The organism is uncultured Parabacteroides sp., from assembly GCF_947855115.1.
Taxonomy (GTDB): domain Bacteria; phylum Bacteroidota; class Bacteroidia; order Bacteroidales; family Tannerellaceae; genus Parabacteroides.
This window is the reverse complement of the sequence record NZ_CANTZW010000025.1, coordinates 49,168-70,040: the sequence shown is the minus strand read 5'-3', so window position 1 is coordinate 70,040 and position 20,873 is coordinate 49,168. Positions and strand designations below refer to the sequence as shown.

At 46.1% G+C, this 20,873-nt stretch carries 18 protein-coding genes and 1 pseudogene; 14 read left to right on the top strand and 5 right to left on the bottom strand.

Annotated elements, in window-relative coordinates:
• From Q0110_RS14175 to der, 7 genes are all read left to right on the top strand, one after another.
• Positions 1–271, top strand: a 271-nt coding sequence (locus Q0110_RS14175; protein WP_297907669.1) for a hypothetical protein, incomplete at its 5' end; no start/stop codon positions are given.
• A gap of 24 nt (positions 272–295) precedes the next feature.
• Entirely contained in the window at positions 296–1,453 is a 1,158-nt protein-coding gene (locus tag Q0110_RS14170; protein ID WP_297907666.1) for a HAMP domain-containing sensor histidine kinase, read from the top strand.
• An 88-nt stretch (positions 1,454–1,541) separates the two neighbouring features.
• Entirely contained in the window at positions 1,542–2,132 is a 591-nt protein-coding gene (locus Q0110_RS14165; RefSeq protein WP_297907663.1) for a DUF177 domain-containing protein, read from the top strand.
• A 12-nt stretch (positions 2,133–2,144) separates the two neighbouring features.
• On the top strand, positions 2,145–2,330 hold the full coding sequence (gene rpmF / locus Q0110_RS14160) for a 50S ribosomal protein L32 (RefSeq protein ID WP_005634607.1): 186 nt from the start codon (positions 2,145–2,147) through the stop codon (positions 2,328–2,330).
• A gap of 99 nt (positions 2,331–2,429) precedes the next feature.
• Positions 2,430–3,434 carry a beta-ketoacyl-ACP synthase III gene (locus tag Q0110_RS14155; protein WP_297907657.1) on the top strand — a complete coding sequence of 335 codons (1,005 nt, stop codon included), beginning with the start codon at positions 2,430–2,432 and terminating at the stop codon, positions 3,432–3,434.
• The gene (gene era, locus Q0110_RS14150; RefSeq protein WP_297907675.1) at positions 3,418–4,308 is read left to right on the top strand and encodes a GTPase Era; all 891 of its coding nucleotides are present in this window, start codon (positions 3,418–3,420) and stop codon (positions 4,306–4,308) included. The genes Q0110_RS14155 and era overlap by 17 nt, the downstream gene beginning before the upstream one ends.
• Before the next feature lie 24 nt (positions 4,309–4,332).
• A complete protein-coding gene (der, locus tag Q0110_RS14145; RefSeq protein ID WP_297907654.1) occupies positions 4,333–5,646 on the top strand; it encodes a ribosome biogenesis GTPase Der in 1,314 nt (437 codons plus the stop codon).
• 40 nt (positions 5,647–5,686) lie between these two features.
• On the opposite strand, the gene Q0110_RS14140 is transcribed toward der, so the two are convergent.
• Both Q0110_RS14140 and pnuC read right to left on the bottom strand, forming a co-directional pair.
• Positions 5,687–6,340, bottom strand: coding sequence for a thiamine diphosphokinase (locus tag Q0110_RS14140; RefSeq protein WP_297907651.1), 654 nt, complete (start codon positions 6,338–6,340; stop codon positions 5,687–5,689).
• 30 nt (positions 6,341–6,370) lie between these two features.
• A complete protein-coding gene (gene pnuC, locus Q0110_RS14135; RefSeq protein WP_297907648.1) occupies positions 6,371–6,958 on the bottom strand; it encodes a nicotinamide riboside transporter PnuC in 588 nt (195 codons plus the stop codon).
• A 297-nt stretch (positions 6,959–7,255) separates the two neighbouring features.
• On the opposite strand from pnuC, the gene rimP reads away from it, so the two are divergent.
• Genes rimP through sufD form a run of 7 tightly spaced genes read left to right on the top strand, consistent with a single transcriptional unit; the run spans position 7,256 to position 16,036 of the window.
• The gene (gene rimP, locus Q0110_RS14130) at positions 7,256–7,723 is read left to right on the top strand and encodes a ribosome assembly cofactor RimP (RefSeq protein WP_297907645.1); all 468 of its coding nucleotides are present in this window, start codon (positions 7,256–7,258) and stop codon (positions 7,721–7,723) included.
• Between the two features lie 4 nt (positions 7,724–7,727).
• Positions 7,728–8,993, top strand: a complete 1,266-nt coding sequence (gene nusA, locus Q0110_RS14125; RefSeq protein WP_297907641.1) for a transcription termination factor NusA — start codon at positions 7,728–7,730, stop codon at positions 8,991–8,993.
• 20 nt (positions 8,994–9,013) lie between these two features.
• Positions 9,014–11,923, top strand: coding sequence for a translation initiation factor IF-2 (gene infB, locus Q0110_RS14120; RefSeq protein WP_297907638.1), 2,910 nt, complete (start codon positions 9,014–9,016; stop codon positions 11,921–11,923).
• 2 nt (positions 11,924–11,925) lie between these two features.
• The gene (locus Q0110_RS14115; RefSeq protein ID WP_297907634.1) at positions 11,926–12,417 is read left to right on the top strand and encodes a CvpA family protein; all 492 of its coding nucleotides are present in this window, start codon (positions 11,926–11,928) and stop codon (positions 12,415–12,417) included.
• A 30-nt stretch (positions 12,418–12,447) separates the two neighbouring features.
• Positions 12,448–13,893, top strand: a complete 1,446-nt coding sequence (gene sufB / locus Q0110_RS14110; protein ID WP_297907632.1) for a Fe-S cluster assembly protein SufB — start codon at positions 12,448–12,450, stop codon at positions 13,891–13,893.
• A gap of 42 nt (positions 13,894–13,935) precedes the next feature.
• Complete coding sequence (gene sufC / locus Q0110_RS14105; protein WP_297907629.1) at positions 13,936–14,691, top strand: Fe-S cluster assembly ATPase SufC; 756 nt, start codon at positions 13,936–13,938, stop codon at positions 14,689–14,691.
• Positions 14,684–16,036, top strand: a complete 1,353-nt coding sequence (sufD, locus tag Q0110_RS14100) for a Fe-S cluster assembly protein SufD (protein ID WP_297907626.1) — start codon at positions 14,684–14,686, stop codon at positions 16,034–16,036. Before sufC ends, sufD begins: the two co-directional genes overlap by 8 nt.
• 73 nt (positions 16,037–16,109) lie before the next feature.
• Here the strand turns inward: sufD and Q0110_RS18330 are convergent.
• The 3 genes and pseudogenes from Q0110_RS18330 to Q0110_RS14090 all read right to left on the bottom strand — a co-directional run.
• Positions 16,110–16,181: pseudogene (locus Q0110_RS18330) on the bottom strand (hypothetical protein); the annotation flags it as partial.
• 76 nt (positions 16,182–16,257) lie between these two features.
• Positions 16,258–17,673: an arylsulfatase gene (locus Q0110_RS14095; protein ID WP_297907623.1), complete on the bottom strand. Its 1,416-nt coding sequence runs from the start codon at positions 17,671–17,673 to the stop codon at positions 16,258–16,260.
• Between the two features lie 21 nt (positions 17,674–17,694).
• The gene (locus Q0110_RS14090; protein ID WP_297907621.1) at positions 17,695–20,862 is read right to left on the bottom strand and encodes a TIM-barrel domain-containing protein; all 3,168 of its coding nucleotides are present in this window, start codon (positions 20,860–20,862) and stop codon (positions 17,695–17,697) included.
• Positions 20,863–20,873 lie beyond the last annotated feature (11 nt).

The window sequence follows — 20,873 nt, the reverse complement described above, 5'->3', positions numbered from 1 at the left end:
CCCAGTTGTAGAGACGGGGCGTGCCCCGTCTCCTCCCCTCGCGATGTTTGACGGGGATCTTATTTGTATATTTGGAATACTATCAGTCCGTGATGAGACGGGGCGTGCCCCGTCTCCTCCCCTCGCGATGTTTGACAGTAATCTTATTTGTATATTTAGAATACTATCAGTCCGTGGTGAGACGGGGCACGCCCCGTCTCTACAACTAGGTAAATACAATTGTTGTTTGGTGGATTGGGGCAATAAAGTTCGTGTTTGGCCGTTATATTAGGAATTTACTGAATGATTCTGATTTATGAGCAGCATATATGATTCTCGTCAAAGATGGAAATTAGGCTTTATTTTTGCCGCTGTATTGATCGCTATGGCTTCTGTGGTAGTCTCGGACCTTTTGATTAAAGATCTAGCCCGGGAAGAGCGACAAAAGATCGAGGTTTGGAGTGAGGCGACCCGGGTCATGACAAGTGAGAATCCAAGCCTTAATATGAATCTTATCCTAAAGATCATCCAAGGAAATACCTCTATCCCTGTTATATTATGCAGTGAGACGGACAGCGTGGTTTCCTATAATAATATAGAGATCCCGGAAAAGAATGTGGAGCAGTTCATGACGAATAAAGTAAAGGAACTGAAAGCGAAAAATCCTCCAATCGTAATTGATATGGAGGATGGTACTTACCAGTATCTATATTACGATGATTCGATCATTTTAAAACGATTGCTTGTTTATCCCTATGCGCAACTATCCGTTGTGTTTGTTTTTATATTAATCGCTTTTTTAGCCTTGGCAAGTACCAAGAAAGCAGAGCAGAATAAAGTATGGGTCGGTTTGTCGAAAGAGACGGCCCACCAGTTAGGGACACCCATATCATCGCTGATCGCTTGGGTCGAATATTTGCGAACGAAAGATATCGATCCGTCTTTATTGGCAGAGATGGATAAAGATGTGAAGCGTTTGCAAACGATAGCGGAACGTTTCTCTAAAATCGGCTCAGATCCGGATCCGGTTCCGACAAATATCGTGGAATCCATCCGTACGGCTTTGGGATATATGGAAACCCGCATTTCCTCGAAGGTAAAGATTAATACATATTTACCGGAAAAACCGATATTGGTCTTGATGAATGATTCCCTGTTCGCCTGGGTGATTGAGAATCTGACGAAAAATGCGGTGGATGCCATGGAAGGGCAAGGTGAGATATCGCTAAAAGTGGAGGAAAAAGATAAATTCGTCCAGATTGATCTGACAGATACCGGGAAAGGGATCCCGAAATCGAAATTCAAGACGGTTTTTAACCCGGGGTATACGACCAAGAAACGCGGTTGGGGACTAGGTTTGTCGTTGGTTAAGCGTATTATCGAATCCTTCCAGGGAGGCAAGATTTTCGTGAAGAGTTCGGAGTTAGGGAAAGGAACGACTTTTCGTATAAAATTGAAGAAATATAAGGGTTAAATCGTATTATAGGAAAAAATAAGCATAAAGGTATTGTTTTTGTATTTAGTTTTTTCGTACCTTTGCAAGGTTTTTACACTAAAAGGCTTTGGGGAAATTTAAATTATATAATGTAGATTTGAAAAATCTCTCTCCGGGAGTACACGAATTCGAGTATCTTTTGGAGAACAAGTTTTTTGTGGACATTGACGGAACAGAGGTTCAGAAGGGTAAAGTGAAGGTTCATCTTACCGTAAAACGGTCGTCAATGATGTTTGACATGAACTTTCAGATAGAAGGGGTTGTTGTTGTTCCATGCGATAGATGTTTGGACGATATGGAAATTCCTATTGATACCCACAATCGTCTGGTGGTAAAATTCGGCAAGGAATATGCCGAGGAGAGTGATGAGGTTGTCGTGATACCGGAAGAGGAGGGCGCTATTAATTTGGCGTGGTTCCTGTATGAGTTTGTCGCTTTGGCGGTTCCCATGAAGCATGTACATGCGCCGGGTAAATGTAATAAGGCAATGTCGTCGAAATTGAAGAAACATACCGCCAGGAATTCGGATGATTCCGAAGACGATTTTGAGGATGATTTAGAGGGGGATGATTTGGCGTTAGGAGATGACGGAAGCGCTGGTCCTGCCGATCCTCGTTGGGATGCTCTGAAAGGTTTGCTAGAGAATGATAACAATTAAATAAATAAAACAATGGCACATCCTAAAAGAAGACAAGGTAAGACAAGAACAGCCAAGAGAAGAACTCATGACAAGGCTGTAGCTCCAACAATGGCAATTTGCCCGAACTGTGGCGCATGGCACATCTATCACACTGTATGTGGTGAGTGTGGTTATTACAGAGGTAAATTAGCGATTGAAAAAGAAGCTGCTGTATAAGTTTGTCGACTTATATGGTTTGATGAACAAAAGAAATAGCCCTAAAAGTTTTTTTAGGGCTTTTTTTTAATTGGGATAAGTCCTTTTATTTTTTAAGTTATGGATAAGATAAATGCGGTTATCACAGGAGTGGGTGGATACGTTCCTGAAGATGTATTGACAAATGAGGATATCTCCAAGATGGTCGATACGACAGATGAGTGGATCATGACTCGTGTGGGTATTAAAGAGCGCAGAATATTGAAAGGGGAGGGCGTAGGACTCTCTTACATGGGTATACGGGCCGTGAAGCAGTTGCTCGAGAAAACAAACCTGAATCCGGAAGAAGTGGAGGTTATCTTGACCGCTACGACTACCCCGGATCATCATTTCCCGACAACGTCTTCTATTATCGCTTATCATACAGGTTGTAAGAATGCGATGACTTTTGATATGCAAGGTGCGTGCGCAGGTTTCTTGTACGCCTTGGAGACTGGCGCGAACTATATTCGCTCGGGGCGCTATAAGAAAGTTGTGGTCGTGGCTGGCGATAAGATGACAGCTATTACTGATTATCAAGATCGTTCTACCTGTCCTTTGTTCGGGGACGCTTGCGGAGCGGTCTTGTTGGAGCCGACTGCGGAGGATTTCGGTGTCTTGGATACTATTTTGCGGACAGATGGCGTAGGCTATTTGCATCTGATCATGAAATCGGGTGGCTCGGCTTATCCTCCTTCTCACGAGACGGTGGATAACCGCGAGCATTTTGTCTATCAAGACGGACGGGTGGTATTCAAGTATGCGGTATCTTATATGGCAGACGTGGCTGCGGAGATCGCCGAGCGGAATCATCTGACGCACGACGATATCGCGTGGATCGTACCTCATCAGGCGAATCTTCGTATTATCGATGCCACGGCGAAACGTTTGGGCGTAGATATGGATAAGGTGATGATCAATATCCAGAAATACGGTAATACAAGTGCCGGTACGATTCCCATCTGTTTATGGGAATGGGAGAATCAATTGAAGAAAGGAGATAACCTGATCCTCGCCGCTTTTGGAGCGGGCTTTACGTGGGGAGCGGTTTATCTGAAATGGGGATATGATGGAAAAAAAGCATAAATCGGGTTTTGTCAATATCGTTGGAAACCCAAACGTAGGTAAATCTACGTTGATGAATCGTTTGGTCGGAGAGCGGATCTCTATTATCACCTCGAAGGCGCAAACGACAAGGCATCGTATTATGGGGATCGTGAATACCAACGATATGCAAATCGTGTATTCTGACACGCCGGGAGTCTTGCGTCCAAATTATAAGTTGCAGGAATCCATGCTTAATTTCTCTCAGTCTGCGCTGGGTGATGCCGATATATTACTTTATGTGACGGACGTTATCGAGACGATTGATAAGAATAACGAGTTTCTTGAGCGGGTACAGGGTATAGAGTGCCCGGTCCTCTTGTTGATCAACAAGATCGACCAGACAAACCAGCCGGAGTTGGAGAAACTCGTGGCTCAGTGGAAGGAATTACTTCCGAAAGCCGAGATTGTCCCGATCTCAGCGCTTTCGAACTTCAATATCGATTACGTGAAGCGCCGGGTAGAGGAGTTGATGCCTGAGTCCCCGCCTTATTTCGAGAAAGATGCTTTGACTGATAAACCGGCCCGTTTTTTTGTTACTGAGATCATTCGGGAGAAAATCTTGTTATATTATCAGAAGGAAATACCTTACTCGGTAGAAGTGGTCGTCGAGTTGTTTAAAGAAGCAGATGAGATGATCCATATCAAGGCGCTTATCATCGTAGAGCGTGATTCCCAGAAAGGGATTATTATCGGGCATCAAGGACAGGCGTTGAAGAAGGTCGGTGCTATGGCCCGGAAGGATATCGAACGTTTCTTCGGAAAGAAGGTGTTTTTGGAAATGTTTGTCAAAGTGGAAAAAGACTGGCGTAACCGTGACAACATATTGAAGAACTTCGGTTATCAGCTTGACTAATAATAGCATACGAAAGGAAAATTTATGGGAAATATAGTAGCGATAGTGGGGAGACCCAATGTGGGTAAATCTACCCTTTTCAATCGGTTGACGGGTTCCCGTCAAGCGATCGTGAACGAGGAGGCGGGTACCACCCGTGACCGCCAGTACGGTAAGGTGGAGTGGACCGGCAAGGAGTTTTCGGTGATTGATACAGGTGGATGGGTCGTTAACTCGGAGGATGTTTTCGAGGAGGAGATCAATAAACAGGTAAAAGTGGCGATCGAGGAGGCAGACGTGATCTTGTTTGTCGTGGATGTATTGAATGGTATCACGGACCTGGATACGGAGGTGGCAGAGATTTTGCGCCGTTGTAAGCGACCGGTAATCGTGGTGGCGAACAAGGCGGATAATTACGAGTTGCATCCGGCTTCGGCCGAGTTTTACTCGTTTGGCTTGGGAGATCCTTTCTGCATCTCGGCCATCAACGGTTCTTATACGGGAGATTTGCTGGATAAGATCGTGGCGACATTGCCTGAGGAGAAAGCGGAGGTCCTTGAGGAGGAATTGCCCCGTATCGCTATTATCGGCCGTCCGAACGCCGGTAAGTCTTCCTTGATCAATGCTTTCATTGGTGAGGAACGGCATATCGTCACCGATATCGCAGGAACGACCCGTGATTCTATCTACACGAAATATAATAAGTTCGGCTTGAACTTCTATTTGGTGGATACGGCTGGTATCCGTAAGAAGGGGAAGGTGAATGAGGATTTGGAATATTACTCGGTGATCCGTTCGATCCGTGCGATCGAGAACTCGGATGTCTGCGTACTGATGTTGGACGCGACGAGGGGGATCGAGAGCCAAGATATGAATATCTTCTCGTTGGTGCAGAAGAATAAGAAAGGACTGGTGGTTTGTGTGAACAAGTGGGACTTGATCGAGGATAAGAGCCAGAAGGTGATCGACTCGTATACGACTGCTATCCGTGAGCGTTTGGCTCCGTTTACCGACTTCCCGATCTTGTTTATCTCGGCCATGACGAAACAACGTATCCTGAAGGTGCTGGAGACCGCCAAGGAGGTTTACGAGAATCGCTCCAAGCGTGTTCCTACAGCTAAGCTGAACGAGACGCTGCTTCCGATCATCGAGAATTATCCACCACCAGCATGGAAGGGTAAGTATATCAAGATCAAATATATTACCCAGCTTCCGGCGGGTAGCGTGCCCTCTTTCGTGTTCTTTTGTAACTTGCCGCAATGGATCAAGGAACCGTATAAACGTTTCTTGGAGAACAAGATTCGCGAGAACTGGAATTTTACCGGTACGCCGATTAATATCTTTATCCGGGAAAAGTAATAAGTACCGGATAAGTTTTCTAATGGATTTATTATCTTGTTTATAGGGAAGTTTCTATAAGAGGAGCTTCCCGGTAAATGATTACCCGGCATTCTGGAGAGAGGGTGATGGTAAATCGATCTCCTAAAGCCTCATTGAGAGTTCCTTGCCACCAGGAGGTGAGTTTGCGTTGGCGAATAGGCCAGCGTAATCCTTCTGTACTGATCTCCCCTTCGGGATAGAGAACGAAAATAGAGATTTGCTGCCCCGGGTAGCAAGAAAGGGTTGTTGTCTTTAAAATAGGAGTGAATAGGCCGTAGTCGGACAACATCTCCACTCGTTTGAATAAAGGAGCGTAATCTATAAGAAGGGATATGTTTCCAAGTGTGTGGTCTTCACGCAATCCAGTGGCTCCTAGTATGAGTATTTCTTGATAGCCTTGAGCGTGGGCGAAACGGACGGATTTGGTGAGATCATTGATTTCTTGGTCTTCTACGTGATGGATCCGATCAGCGTAGCGTTTGCGCAGTTCTACCGGGATGCTGTCTAAATCGCCAATAATAGCGTTTGGATGAATACCTGTCTCATAAAGGGCTTTGACGGCGCCATCACAAGCGATGATCGTTTTTGCCTCTTTCAACAATCTCAATGGCAACTCCGAAGCGGGAAATCGCCCATTCGCCATGATTATACATCTTTCCCTTGTCATTTCCATGCTGTTTTATTATAACTCATAACTTGTAACTCAAAATTTTTCTCCCTTTTTCCGCCAATTGAAATAGCCTGCGATAGCTAGTGTCGCATAGCAGAAATAGAGTAATACCGTTGGATACAACTCTCGAAGGTAATAAAGATATACGGAAACGAGGTCTGCGATTACCCAAAAAATCCAGTGCTCAATGATTCGTCTTGCCAGCATCCAGGTGGCTATAATCCCTATCGCCGTGGTGAAAGCGTCACCGGCGGGGATGGGAGAGTCCGTGAATCGGTGAAGAATATACCATAAGATCGTGGATGTAACGACCAATGTCCCGATAATCCTTGTGAAAAGCGGGGCATCCAGATGCGTGTATAAGATACGGTCGGAAGGAATATTTGCGTTGTCCGGGTGTGCCTTGCTTGCGTTTCGGGTCCATTGGTAGAAACCGTATATGCTGATTCCCACATAATAGGTCTGTAGCCCCATGTCTGCGTAAATCTTAGCGAGCAGAAATACGAATACATACACGAGGGAGGTGAGAAATCCCACTACCCACATGGCCTTGTGTTGTTTGATCTCTAGAAATATATATAGAAGACCGGTTATTACTCCGAAATATTCTAACCAAGCCATTGTACACCTCCGGTTCGCTTTTCCATCTGTTTGTTTTCTGCGAGTACCCCCTTCATATTCGGCGCAAAGATAGGCATAAAAGTGTTAATAAATATTACTATCCGTGGTAAATCGGATTACTAAGGGTTGTAATCTGAATTACTGTCCGTGGTAATTCCATTTGGGCCGTATTAATTTTTATAAGAAAAGATATGGATGTTTTGAGAACTCATTGATTTTTTGTATATTTGCGGGCGATTAAGTGAAGTTGAGGAGGGGGCGGGTAGTCCCCTTCTTTTGTTCTTAACATATATGTGTATGATAGAAAAGAAAGTGGTAAGCCAATTGGTAGAGGAAAAACTAGCCTCATCAAGCAATTATTTAGTAGACGTAATGATTAAACCGGGCAACCTGATAGTCGTTGAGATTGATAACGATGAGGCGGTAAGCATTGACGATTGCGCGGAGTTGAGCCGATATTTGGAGGAACATCTGGATCGAGACGTCGAGGATTATGAGCTAGAGGTCGGTTCCGCTGGCATTACTTCCCCTTTCAAGGTACTTCGCCAATACATCAAGAATGTCGGAAACGAGGTGGAAATGCTGTTGAAGAACGGCTCGAAGCTGACAGGTGTGTTGAAGTCTGCTGACGAGAGCGGTGTGGTTGTCTCTATCGAGAAGAAGGTAAAACCGGAGGGCGCTAAGCGGAAGGTGACTGTTGTGGAGGATGAGTCGTATACATTTGATGAAATAAAATATACAAAATACTTAATAAGATTCAAGTAAGATTATGGCCAAGAAAGAGGAAACGATCAGTATGATCGACACCCTTGCGGAGTTCAAGGAGTTGAAGAATATCGATAAAGATACGATGATTAGCGTTTTGGAAGATTCGTTCCGTAACGTGATTGCTAAGATGTTTGGCACGGATGAGAATTATGACGTGATTATCAACCCTGAGAAAGGTGATTTCGAGATCTGGAGAAACCGTACGGTTGTGGCTGACGATGAATTGGAGGATGGAAATTTACAGTTGACGTTGACAGAAGCCCGTAAAATCGATGCTGATTGTGAGGTGGGTGAGGAAGTGACCGACGAGGTGCATTTCGCCGACTTCGGACGCCGTGCGATCTTAAACTTGCGCCAGACTTTGGCCTCAAAGATACTTGAATTGCAGAAAGACAGTTTGTACGCGAAGTATAAGGATAAAATCGGCCACATCATCGCTGCTGAAGTTTATCAGGTGTGGAAGAAAGAGATCCTGTTGCTGGATGACGATGGTAATGAGTTGCTACTACCGAAATCCGAGCAAATCCCGACCGATTTCTATCGTAAGGGCGAGACTGTACGTGCGATAGTTCAACGTGTGGATAACTATAACAACAACCCGAAGATTCTTCTTTCCCGTACGGATAAGGTCTTCTTGCAGCGGTTGTTTGAGTTGGAGGTCCCGGAGATTAATGATGGCTTGATCACGATCAAGGCGATCGCCCGTATCCCGGGAGAACGCGCTAAGGTAGCTGTCGAGTCTTACGATGACCGGATTGATCCGGTAGGTGCTTGCGTCGGCATGAAAGGTTCTCGTATCCACGGTATCGTTCGCGAGTTGAGGAACGAGAACATCGATGTGATTAACTACACCTCAAATCTCTCTTTGTTTATCCAGCGCGCTTTAAGCCCGGCCAAGATCTCTTCTATCCGTGTAAATGAGGAAGAAAGAAAGGCTGAGGTCTATTTACGCCCGGAAGAGGTATCCTTGGCGATCGGTAAAGGCGGTCTGAATATTAAGTTGGCTTGTATGTTGACTGAGTATACGATTGACGTGTTCCGCGATATCGAGGGAGCGGACGAGGAGGACATCTACTTGGATGAGTTCTCCGATGAGATCGACGGATGGGTGATCGATGCGTTGAAGAATATGGGATGCTATACGGCGAAAAGTGTCCTGGCTATGGACCGCAATGAGATTATCGAGCGTGCCGATCTGGAAGAACAGACCGTGGACGATCTCCTAGCTATCTTATCCGCGGAATTTGAAGATGAAGACAACGAATAAGTATTACGACAAAGTTAGATATGCCTATAAAATTAATTCAAGTACAGAGAAAATTGAACGTGGGAATCAACACGGTGGTTGAGTTCCTGCACCGAAATGGATTCTCGGTTGAGGATAATCCCAACACGAGGATCAGTGATGAACAGTATGCTTTGCTCGTAAAAGAGTTTGGAAAAGATCTGATTGAGAAAGATCGTAGCCTCGCGACAGATCGTTCGCAGAAAGAGGCCCCTTCTGTGAAAGAAGAGAAAACTGTGGAAATAAAGACTGTGATACCGGAAGAATTCAGGCCGAAGATCGTAATGAAGGGCCATATCGATTTGGAGGGTGGACAACATAAAAAACAGCAGGAAGAGCCGAAGGCTAAAGAGGAGCCAAAGGTGAAAGAAGAGTCGAAAGTGAAGGAAGCGCCTGCCGCTCCTGCCACTCCCGCTGTTCAAGCTCCTGTTAAACCTGCGCAGCCAGCGCAGGCTCCTACGGAGAAAAAAGAAGAAAAAGTTATAGTAGTGGAAGTGGAAAAAGAAAAAACCGTAGAGAAGCAGCCGGTTGTTGCGGAACCTAAGGTGGAAAATGTGAAATCGGAACAAGAAGTTGAGAAGACCGAGGAAAAGGGAGATAATCTTTTCCGATTGAACTCGGTTAAATTGGAGTCGAAAATTAAGGTAACAGGTAAGATTGACTTGGATGCGCTTAACCAATCTACTCGTCCGAAAAAGAAAACGAAGGAGGAGAAACGGAAAGAGCGTGATGAGAAGCAGAAATTTAATAATAACCGACCGGGTAATAACAACAACGGTACGGGTACGCCTCATAAAAATCCGAACTCACCTACCTTGGTTAAGCCGAACGCACCTAAGCCGGGTGAGGAGGGCGACGCTAAGAAGAAGCGTAAGCGTATAAAGAAAGACCGGGTAGACGTGAATAACACTCCGGGTACGAATTATCCGCGCCCGAATCGCGATGATCGTCCGGGTAGTGACCGTAGGCCTCGCTTGAAGAAGCCGGTGAAAGCGGAGGTTAGCGAGGAGGATGTTCAGAAGCAGATCAAGGAGACTTTGGCTCGTTTGACCAGTAAGAATAACAAGAACAATAAAGGTGCTAAATACCGTCGTGATAAACGTGACGCTGCCGTGAAACGTGAGCACGAGTTGATGAAGCAGGAAGAGCTGGAAAGCAAGGTGCTGAAGTTGACCGAGTTCGTTACTGCCAACGACTTGGCGAACATGATGGATGTTTCCGTGACGGAGGTTATCGGTACTTGTATGAGTATCGGCCTCATGGTTTCTATCAACCAGCGTTTGGATGCGGAGACTATCAATATCGTGGCCGAGGAGTTCGGTTTTAAAACGGAGTATGTGAGCGCGGATGTAGTGGAGGCGATCAATGCGGATGAGGAAGACGATAACGAGGAAGATTGGGTAGCCCGTCCGCCTATCGTAACGGTGATGGGACACGTTGACCACGGTAAGACTTCTTTGTTGGATAATATCCGTAATGCGAATGTGATCGCTGGTGAGGCCGGCGGTATCACGCAACATATCGGAGCCTACAACGTGAAGTTGCAGAATGGCCGCCGTATCACGTTCTTGGATACTCCGGGCCACGAGGCGTTTACCGCTATGCGTGCCCGCGGCGCGAAGGTTACGGATATCGCGATCATTATCGTGGCGGCTGATGACAACGTGATGCCTCAAACTGTCGAGGCGATCAATCATGCTTCGGCTGCGGGTGTTCCTATTGTTTTCGCTATCAATAAAATCGATAAGCCTCACGCTAATCCTGAGAAGATCAAGGAGGAGCTGGCGAATATGAATTACTTGGTGGAAGACTGGGGTGGTAAATACCAGAGCCAGGAGATCTCCGCCAAGAAAGGTATTGGGGTAGAGGATTTGCTGGAGAAGGTATTGTTGGAGGCTGATCTGTTGGATTTAAAAGCAAATCCGAAAAGACGTGCGGTCGGTTCTATCATCGAGTCCTCTTTAGACAAGGGACGGGGTTATGTGTCTACCGTATTGGTGGAGAATGGTACATTGAAGATGGGAGATATCGTTTTGGCGGGAACCCATCAAGGACGTATCAAGGCGATGTTCAACGAGCGTAACCAACGGGTCGAGAAGGCTGGTCCTTCGGAACCGGTATTGATCCTCGGCTTGAACGGAGCTCCTCAGGCTGGCGACACCTTTAATGTGTTGGAGACAGAACAAGAGGCGCGTGAGATCGCTAACCGTCGTGAGCAGTTGCAACGCGAGTTAGGTCTTCGTACGCAGAAGATGCTTACATTGGATGATATCGGGCGTCGTATCGCTGTAGGTAACTTCCAGGAGTTGAATGTGATCGTGAAAGGTGACGTGGATGGTTCCGTAGAGGCATTGTCCGATTCTTTGATCCGTTTGTCTACCGAGGAGATTCAGGTGAACGTGATTCACAAGGCCGTCGGCCAGATTTCCGAGTCGGATGTAGTTTTGGCGGCAGCTTCGAACGCTATCATTATCGGTTTCCAGGTTCGCCCGTCTTTACAAGCTCGCCGGAACGCCGAGAAGGAAGGGGTGGAGATCCGTTTGTACTCTATCATTTACGATGCGATCGAGGAGGTGAAGAGCGCCATGGAAGGTATGCTTTCTCCGGAGATCAAGGAGGAGATCACCGCTTACGTGGAAGTGCAGCAGGTATTCAAGATCACCAAGGTCGGTACGGTTGCCGGCTGTATGGTTAAGGAAGGTAAGATCAAGCGTACGAACAAGATCCGCTTGATACGCGACGGTATCGTTATTTATGCCGGTGAGCTAGGTTCCTTAAAACGTTTCAAGGATGACGTGAAGGAAGTTGTGGCTGGTTTGGATTGCGGTTTGAATATTACGAATTTCAACGATATCCAAGTAGGCGATATGATCGAGGCTTACGAAGAGACAGAAATAAAGAAGACGTTATAACGATGAACTGGTTGGACATTACATTGCTATGTCTGGCAGGGATAGGATTTGTGAAGGGCCTGTTTGATGGAATCATCAAACAGGTTGTTTCGCTTATAGCCCTAGTGATCGCTATTATTTTTTGCGGAAAGGCAGCGGCTTGGTTGAAAGGATATATTTTGGCCTTGGGATGGTTTCCGGAGGAAGGGGTTACGATCCTGAGTTATGTGGCGGGTTTTGTCTTGATAATGGGAGTGTTTATTCTAGCGGGCGAATTGGTTACCAAGGTAGTGGGAGCGACACCGTTGAGCGCTATCAATCATTTGTTTGGTGGCTTTTTCGGACTGTTGGTTATTATGGTCTTTACCAGTTTGCTGTTGAATGCGTTGGAGTTCGTAGACAGTGGGTCGGTTTTGATCCATCGCCAATCGAAGATAGAATCTCGTTTTTATTATGGCGTTAAGCAAATAGTTCCAACAATCTTCCCTCATAATTTGTTTTCATTAGGAGAATGAAGGGCTTTTATCAATGGTTAATTTTTAATTATGCAGGATTCAAATCATATAATAAATGAGGTAACGGGCGGAGACTACAAATACGGTTTCGTTACCGATATCGATACGGAGGTAATCCATCGCGGGTTAGACGAGGAGACGGTCCGTATTATTTCTGCCAAGAAAAACGAGCCGGAGTGGTTACTCGAGTTTCGTTTGAAGGCTTTTCGCCATTGGCAGACCTTGGAGATGCCTACATGGCCTCACTTGAGTATCCCGGCAATCGATTATCAGGATATTATCTATTACGCTGCCCCTAAGAAAAAGGAGGGGCCGAAGAGCTTGGATGAGGTAGATCCTGAGTTGTTGAAAACATTCGATAAGCTGGGGATTCCTTTGGAAGAGCAGAAACATTTGAGCGGGATGGCGGTAGATGCAGTGATGGACAGTGTTTCCGTAAAAACTACTTTTAAGGAAAATCTCGCGGAGAAGGGGATTATATTCTGTTCGTTTAGCGAGGCTGTACAACATCATCCGGACTTGGTACAGAAGTATTTGGGTAGCGTGGTAAGTTATCGTGATAATTTTTTTGCGGCTTTGAACTCAGCCGTGTTCTCGGATGGTTCATTTGTTTATATCCCGAAGGGCGTGCGTTGCCCGATGGAGTTGAGTACGTATTTCCGTATCAATGCGGCGAATACCGGACAGTTTGAGCGTACCTTGATTGTCGCCGATGATGAGGCGTACGTGAGTTATCTGGAAGGGTGCACTGCTCCGATGCGCGACGAGAACCAATTACATGCCGCTATCGTGGAGATCGTGGCGAACGAACGTGCCGAGGTGAAATACTCTACCGTGCAAAACTGGTATCCGGGCGATAAGGAAGGTAAAGGTGGTATCTATAATTTCGTGACGAAACGAGGCTTATGTAAAGGTGAAGGTAGTAAGATCTCTTGGACACAGGTAGAGACCGGATCGGCGATCACCTGGAAGTATCCGAGTTGTATCTTGGCGGGAGATAATTCGGTAGGCGAGTTCTACTCGGTCGCTGTAACCAATAATTACCAACAAGCTGATACGGGTACGAAGATGATCCATTTAGGTAAAAATACAAGGAGTACGATCGTGTCTAAAGGAATCTCTGCCGGTCATAGCCAGAATAGTTATCGAGGCTTGGTGAAGGTGTCTGCCCGTGCGGAAGGAGCCCGTAATCATAGCCAGTGCGATAGTTTATTGTTGAGCTCTACTTGCGGGGCCCATACGTTTCCTTATACCGATATCCAGAATGAGACGGCGATCGTGGAACATGAGGCTACGACGAGCAAGATCAGCGAGGAACAATTGTTCTATTGCCAGCAACGCGGAATCTCGGTAGAAGAGGCTGTCGGCTTGATCGTGAACGGATATGCCCGCGAGGTGATGAATAAATTACCGATGGAGTTTGCTGTTGAGGCTCAGAAATTACTGACGATCTCGCTGGAAGGCAGCGTAGGATAGAATAATTTTCAATTTTCAACTTTCAATTTTCAATTAGAAAAGATGTTAGAGGTTAAGAATTTACATGCCAACGTAAATGGCAAAGAGATATTGAAGGGTATCAACTTGTCGGTGAAAGCAGGTGAGGTACACGCTATCATGGGACCGAACGGTTCCGGGAAAAGTACGTTAAGTAGCGTATTGGTAGGTAATCCGGCTTTTGAGGTGACGGAAGGTGAGGTTATTTTCAATGGTAAGAATCTGCTGGAACTGTCTCCGGAGGATCGTAGCCGGGAAGGTATTTTCTTGAGTTTCCAATATCCGGTAGAGATCCCGGGGGTCAGTATGGTGAATTTCATGCGTGCCGCATTGAACGAGCATCGTAAATATAAGGGCCTAGAACCGGTGTCGGCTACGGATTTCTTGAAACTGATGCGTGAGAAACGTGCGATCGTCGAGTTGGATAATAAATTGGCAAGCCGTAGCGTGAATGAGGGGTTCTCTGGTGGTGAGAAAAAACGGAACGAGATTTTCCAGATGGCGATGCTAGAACCTAAGCTGGCGATCTTGGATGAGACGGATAGTGGTTTGGACATTGACGCCTTGCGTATCGTGGCGCATGGCGTGAACCTGTTGAAGACCCCGGAGAATGCCGCTATCGTAATCACGCATTATCAGCGCCTGCTGGATTACATTAAGCCGGATATAGTTCATGTGCTTTACAAGGGCCGTATCGTGAAGACTGCGGGTCCGGAGTTGGCTTTGGAGTTGGAAGATAAGGGGTACGATTGGATCAAGAAAGAAATGGGGGATGAGTGATATGAGGGCCGAACAACAATATATCGATCTTTTCGCCCAGTGTGAGGATCTGGTATGTCGTCATAGTACGCCGGTGATGAATACCCTCAGGGCTGAAGCCTTGGCGAACTTTGAACGACTCGGATTTCCGTCTGCGAGAAGCGAGGAGTACAAATATACGGATGTAGCCCAAGCGTTTGCCCCGGATTACGGATTGAATATCAACCGAATCGCTATACCGGTGAATCCTTATGACGTATTTCGTTGCGATGTGCCGAACCTGAGTACGTCGTTGTATTTTGTCGTAAACGATACGTTTTACGATAAAGAACTACCCAAGGCCCATTTGCCGGAAGGTGTATATGCCGGGGGATTGAAAGTTTTTACGGAACGATATCCAGAGATCGCTTCTAAGTATTACGGAAAGGCGGCATCTAGTGGCAAAGATGGTATTATTGCGTTGAATACGATGTTGGCCCAAGATGGTTTCGTGGTATATGTCCCGAAAAATGTCGTGGTTGAGCGTCCTATCCAGTTAGTGAATATATTCCGCAATGATGTGGATACGATGGCGAACCGCCGTGTGTTGGTGATTATGGAACCTCATTCGCAGGCAAAGTTATTGGTTTGCGACCATAGTATCGATGACGTAAAATTTTTGGCAACTCAGGTGGTTGAGATTTTTGCGGAGGAGGGTGCTTACTTCGATTATTATGATTTGGAAGAAAGCAGCGAGTCTACAACTCGTTTCTCTTCCGTACATGTAAAGCAGGCTGCTTCGACCAATGTCTTGGTAAATGGCATCACGTTGACAAATGGATTGACTCGTAATAATTATTATGTAGAGCTGAATGGAGAGTATGCCGAATCTACTTTATGTGGAATGTCTGTTCTGGATAAGGAGCAACAAATGGATACTTACAGTCATATTACCCATGCGGTTCCAAATTGTACTAGCAATGAATTATTCAAGAACGTGTTGAATGATCGTGCCGTTGGAGTTTTTAGCGGGCGTATCTTGGTGAAAGAGGGTGCCCAAAAGACCATTGCTTACCAAACGAACCGTAATCTTTGCGCTACCCGTGAGGCCCGTATGTATAGCAAGCCTCAATTGGAGATTTATGCCGACGATGTAAAGTGCTCGCATGGCATGACAACCGGCCAATTGGATGAGAACGCCTTGTTTTATATGCAAAGCCGTGGTATTCCACGTGATGAGGCCCGGATGTTGTTGAGCGTGGCTTTTACTTCTGATGTGATCGACCATGTACGTGTGGAGGCGTTGAAGGACCGTTTACATAAATTGGTGGAGAAACGTTTCCGTGGAGAATTGGCTAAATGTGCCGGTTGCCGGATTTGTAAGTAAAGGAATCGGATTAATTATAAGTAGGGGGTATCCAAAAATTGAAGTGGCCCCCAAAAGTTGGACGGGTTAAACATTATCCAGTTATAGAAAGAGTTCGGTATTGCACCGGGCTCTTTCCGTTTAGCCGGGCTTTGATTCTTTTATTGTTATTTCTTCTCGACTATCAGTTTGTAAATCGAAAAAGCAAGGAGCTGACTTGAGGGGACAGCTCCTTTTTGTTGTTATTTTTCTCTTCCGAAATTGAAATAAGGAGATTCTGTACGGGCGTTATCCATTAAGAATTCAAGTTCTTTTACTTTATAGGGATATTTTTCTGCCAGGTTAGTATCTTCATGTATGTCGTTACTTAAGTCATACAATTCCAGTATGGTTTCACCCACAATCGGTTGTCGGATTAGTTTCCATTTACCGGAACGTAATGCTTCCCGGCCATTCAACTCATGAAATTCCCAATACAAATAATCATGGGCCTGTTGGTCTCCCTTTGATAACAAGGTTGGTAAGAATGAGATTCCATCAGTCTCTTCCGGTAGAATTGTGCCGGTAAGTTCAGCCAATGTCGGCATGACATCCCAGAATGCGCTTATATGATCCGACTTGGCGCCTGCTTTGATCGTTCCCGGGCACCATGCCACCATGGGAATACGGATACCTCCTTCGTATACATCCCGTTTTATTCCCCTGAAAGGCCCGTAACTCTTGAAAAAGTCTGGATCGGCTCCACCTTCGTGGTGTGGACCGTTGTCGCTGGTAAAGATCACGATCGTATTTTTGTCTAAGCCCAGTTCTTTCAATTCAGCCATTACATCGCCCACGTATTTATCCAATCGGGATACCATGGCGGCAAAGGAGGCCAATGGTTTCTCCGAGGTGTTATAACCTCCATATACCTTGTCGAACTTACCGATGTAAGGAGTCTCCTCGAAAGCATTCTCATATATCTGATAAATAGAATCGTGCGGAAGGTTCAGTTCTGCGTGAGGCAGCGTATAAGTAAGCATCGCGAAGAACGGCTGGTCTTTATGATCCCGGATGAACTTCAATGCTTGCTTATGAATCAAATCTTGCGAGTATGTCTTACAAGCATTATTCTCGTTTTCCGGAAAAAGGACCTTCTCCTCGTTATGCCATAAATGATCCGGATAGAAGGAATGCGACTGCCGTTGGCAGTTGTATCCGTAGAACTCATCAAAACCCATCTTATTGGGGACGGAGGCAGAGCCCGGATTGCCCAAGCCCCATTTCCCGAAGATCCCTGTCGTGTAACCCGCCGATTTCATTAATTTACCCAACGTATAGGTATCTTCCCGCATCGGCTGTTGGCCTTCGGGTACGATCTCCCGGTTTCCACGGACTTGTGTATGTCCTGTATGCAAGCCGGTCATCAAGGAGCAACGGGAAGGAGCACTCACCGTACATCCGGCGTAATGTTGTGTAAATAACATTCCTTCCTCTGCCATCCGATCGATATTGGGGGTCTTGATGATCCGTTGGCCATAGCAGCCAATATCTCCATATCCCAAATCATCGGCTAAGATATACACAACATTCATAGGGGCCTCCGGAGCCTTTTCGCAGCCAGACATCCCGACAAGCAGCGATGTACCGGACATGCATAAAATCAATTGTGTTTTCATATACGTTTAAAAATAAGAATGTTAGAAACCTATTATGATCTTTTGATCCTGATTCGTAGATAAGCGGTTCATACGTACTTTAATCCTTCCCATACGATCCGAGGCGTCGAAGTACCAACCTTCTTGCCCGGTGTTGAACGCTTCAGGGGAGATGGCTGATAGAGCTTTCCCTGCTACGGTAACATTTGATGGGGCAGATTCCGAACGGACATCCAATTGGTAAGTACGCTCTTGGTAACGTCCTTTATAATCTCCTTTCGCTTTCGCTATATCCACGGTAATCATTCCTGTCTCTCCTTTTGGGGCAGAGACAGAGATCAAGGTATGGGCAAATTCACCTTTCTTATAATCACGGGTTAGGCCATCATCTTCATATAAGTTGAAAGAGGTATTTCCGTAGGGATATAAGTCCAAGGTCAAGACATCCGCAGGTTTCTCGCCAACATAATTCATATCCGGGTACATCGGGATAATGGCACCTTGACGGATAAATACCGGGCAAATATCTAGTTTAGCCTCGTATTTATCCAACCACTTACCACCCTCATATTTCTTTCCGGTCCAATAGTCGTACCATTCTCCGGCAGGAAAATAAATACTGTCGCGTACGTTCTTACGGGTATATACGGGCGCTACCATCATCCACTCACCACTCATGAATTGGTATTGGGTAGTCGTATCGCGAGTAACCGCATCGTCCGGGAATTCCAGTACCATCGCACGGGCCATCGGTACGCCGGTCGTATGTGCCTCATGGCAATAGGTATAGGCATACGGATTCAGGCGCATCTTCAGTTTTAAGAATTTACGGTTGATATCCGTGTATGGATGCCCGTATACCCAAGGCTGACGGTCGGCATCTGCCCAGCCACTCATGGTCATGAATATCGGGGTGAATATCTTCCATTGCAAATCGCGGGTATAGGTTTTTGGGGAACCGCCGAAGATACCATCCACATCGCTGGTAGCGGCGTTCATGGCAGAAAGTCCGGCTCCCGTGATGGTCGGGATGTGATAGCGGATATAGTCCCAGTTACTTACTTGGTCGCCACTCCATACCGTAGAATACCGCTGGGTTCCGGCCCAACCGCAAACAGCCCATACGAAGCCACGTTCGTTTGTATTGTTCTCGATCCCCTCGAATGCGGATTTACAACCGTTCAAGGCAAACTCGTAACCTTCTCCAACCCAAGCTACGTCTAGTTTACACAGGCGGGTTCCGCATTTACCTACCTCATAAGCGATCTTGTCCACGCCATTCTCCGTCCACAAGCCCGTATGGAAGCCTCGTTTACCTAATTCCATCACGACAGAATCCAATTTCACGTAGCCGCAACCATAGCCATCATTTGGTAAGATCCAGCCTCGAGGCATATCATATTCTATATATTTATCGGCAACTTGGCTGATTACGTCCGGGGTAGATTGAGGCCACCCAGTACGCTGTTCCCCTTTGTTATAGCAGTCGGCATCTCCCATCGTAAGCATCCACATCGCCGGCATAAACGGTTTTCCGGTGATATCCGTATAGTCATTCAGTAGATCTTTCAAGGATGGACCGTAGAAATAGAATGCGTCAAAGCGATTCTCGTTATGCGTTAACTGGCTGGTGAAGCCCATCAACTTAAAGCCATCATCATAGTTCTTGTCCAACATCTCCGTGCCGTTAAAGGCATAATGGCCTGGAGCGAATGTGTTGCGGAATACGCCATATCCTTTCGTGGACATATAGAAGGGAGCCGGGTTAGAGGATTGATCCTCATCCCAACCGGTCACTTCGATATCTGCTTCCTTCCCTGCATATGAGAAATTACCTTGTTGCATACCGCAACCATAGAAATCCTCATCACCGCTACGGCGTAACGTCTGGGTCGTTTTCAGCCCGAAGGCAAGTGGTTCGGCCTCTTCATAGATCACGGAACGATTATTCTTATCGTACATGGCAAAACGAATGGGGCTTTTATAGACACGTACGACACATTGGGGAGTCGTGAACTTATAATAGCTACCGTTGTCGGTCATGGAGACTTTCGGGTTCTTTATCCCATAATCCACAACGATCGAGTTAGCCGCCGGGTTGGTGTATTCCCCGTCCGGTGCCAACCAGATACGGAAGATATCATCTCGGTAAAACATTAACTTAACCTTGGCATATCCGGAGACGAACTCATATTCCGTGTTACTGATCTTATTGAACTTAGTCAACTTACCCAAGTTCATGCGGGCGGCGAATAAGTTCGCTTTTAATATGTTGTTTGACGAACGCTCATCCTTTGGATATTGGATGGCAAACTCTATTTTATAGGAACCCATCTGGGTTAGATCTGTAGCAGGGAAAGCTACCTCATATTCTTCTTGTTTAGCGATCGGATGCTTGGAGGCGGCTACTGTGGCGGTTAGTTTCTGTCCGTTGTTCAAAGAGGCGGTTACCGTGAAATCCTCATTTACGGGTTGGGAACCAACGTTCTTCAATTTCACTTTCAATACATCTTCTTTCGTGAACGTATTCCCTGTTTCTTGATGGGAAGTCACTTTCTCCAAGGCCAAGTCATGTGTGAAAGGTTCTGTCAGTTCAATATCATCAACCATCCAATACCAAGAGAAGATATCCCGCCAGAAGAAACGCAAGTAGACGGTTTTCTGGTTTGCGGCTACCTCGCTGATGTTAATCTCCTCATTCACCGGGGCGTGAAGCTGAGTAGCTGCGGGGATCTTCTCCATCACGTTATATTCTTTCCAATTTGCTCCGTCGTTACTTACACCAATCCAAAGGCCAGCCTGTTTTCCGGTGAACCAATTGTTCCAACGGAATAGATGCTGGAATTTCAACACTACATCGTTCTTCCCCGTGCAATTGATGGCGTTTGTCTGGAAATAGCCGTTTGGGTACTCCTCGCGCTGATTCCACTTCGTGATCTCCTCTCCGGTTACTACGCCCGGCCGGAATTGCATATGATAACCACGGCTTGCGGAGGCGATAGGTGGTGCCTGCTGCTCGAACTGGAAAGATCCGGGATAAGGTTGATCCGTAACGATCCATTCACACTTTGCCGATTTTGTGGAGTCGACAATCATCCAGCCGTCGGGCAATTTCCCGGCAGAGAAATCTTCTTTCCAAAAACTTTGTTGAGCGGACAGAGAGGATACACAACCTGTCAGAAGTACGAACACAATTAGATTTTTTATCATTTGAATTAGTT

Coding starts and splice junctions, on each gene's coding strand:
- Q0110_RS14140 (WP_297907651.1), bottom strand. CDS start 6,340: ATGGAAATGACAAGGGAAAGATGTATAATCATGGCGAATGGGCGATTT.
- Q0110_RS14170 (WP_297907666.1), top strand. CDS start 296: ATGAGCAGCATATATGATTCTCGTCAAAGATGGAAATTAGGCTTTATT.
- rpmF (WP_005634607.1), top strand. CDS start 2,145: ATGGCACATCCTAAAAGAAGACAAGGTAAGACAAGAACAGCCAAGAGA.
- Q0110_RS14090 (WP_297907621.1), bottom strand. CDS start 20,862: ATGATAAAAAATCTAATTGTGTTCGTACTTCTGACAGGTTGTGTATCC.
- der (WP_297907654.1), top strand. CDS start 4,333: ATGGGAAATATAGTAGCGATAGTGGGGAGACCCAATGTGGGTAAATCT.
- infB (WP_297907638.1), top strand. CDS start 9,014: ATGCCTATAAAATTAATTCAAGTACAGAGAAAATTGAACGTGGGAATC.
- rimP (WP_297907645.1), top strand. CDS start 7,256: ATGATAGAAAAGAAAGTGGTAAGCCAATTGGTAGAGGAAAAACTAGCC.
- era (WP_297907675.1), top strand. CDS start 3,418: ATGGAAAAAAAGCATAAATCGGGTTTTGTCAATATCGTTGGAAACCCA.
- sufD (WP_297907626.1), top strand. CDS start 14,684: ATGAGTGATATGAGGGCCGAACAACAATATATCGATCTTTTCGCCCAG.
- nusA (WP_297907641.1), top strand. CDS start 7,728: ATGGCCAAGAAAGAGGAAACGATCAGTATGATCGACACCCTTGCGGAG.
- Q0110_RS14155 (WP_297907657.1), top strand. CDS start 2,430: ATGGATAAGATAAATGCGGTTATCACAGGAGTGGGTGGATACGTTCCT.
- pnuC (WP_297907648.1), bottom strand. CDS start 6,958: ATGGCTTGGTTAGAATATTTCGGAGTAATAACCGGTCTTCTATATATA.
- sufC (WP_297907629.1), top strand. CDS start 13,936: ATGTTAGAGGTTAAGAATTTACATGCCAACGTAAATGGCAAAGAGATA.
- Q0110_RS14115 (WP_297907634.1), top strand. CDS start 11,926: ATGAACTGGTTGGACATTACATTGCTATGTCTGGCAGGGATAGGATTT.
- Q0110_RS14095 (WP_297907623.1), bottom strand. CDS start 17,673: ATGAAAACACAATTGATTTTATGCATGTCCGGTACATCGCTGCTTGTC.
- sufB (WP_297907632.1), top strand. CDS start 12,448: ATGCAGGATTCAAATCATATAATAAATGAGGTAACGGGCGGAGACTAC.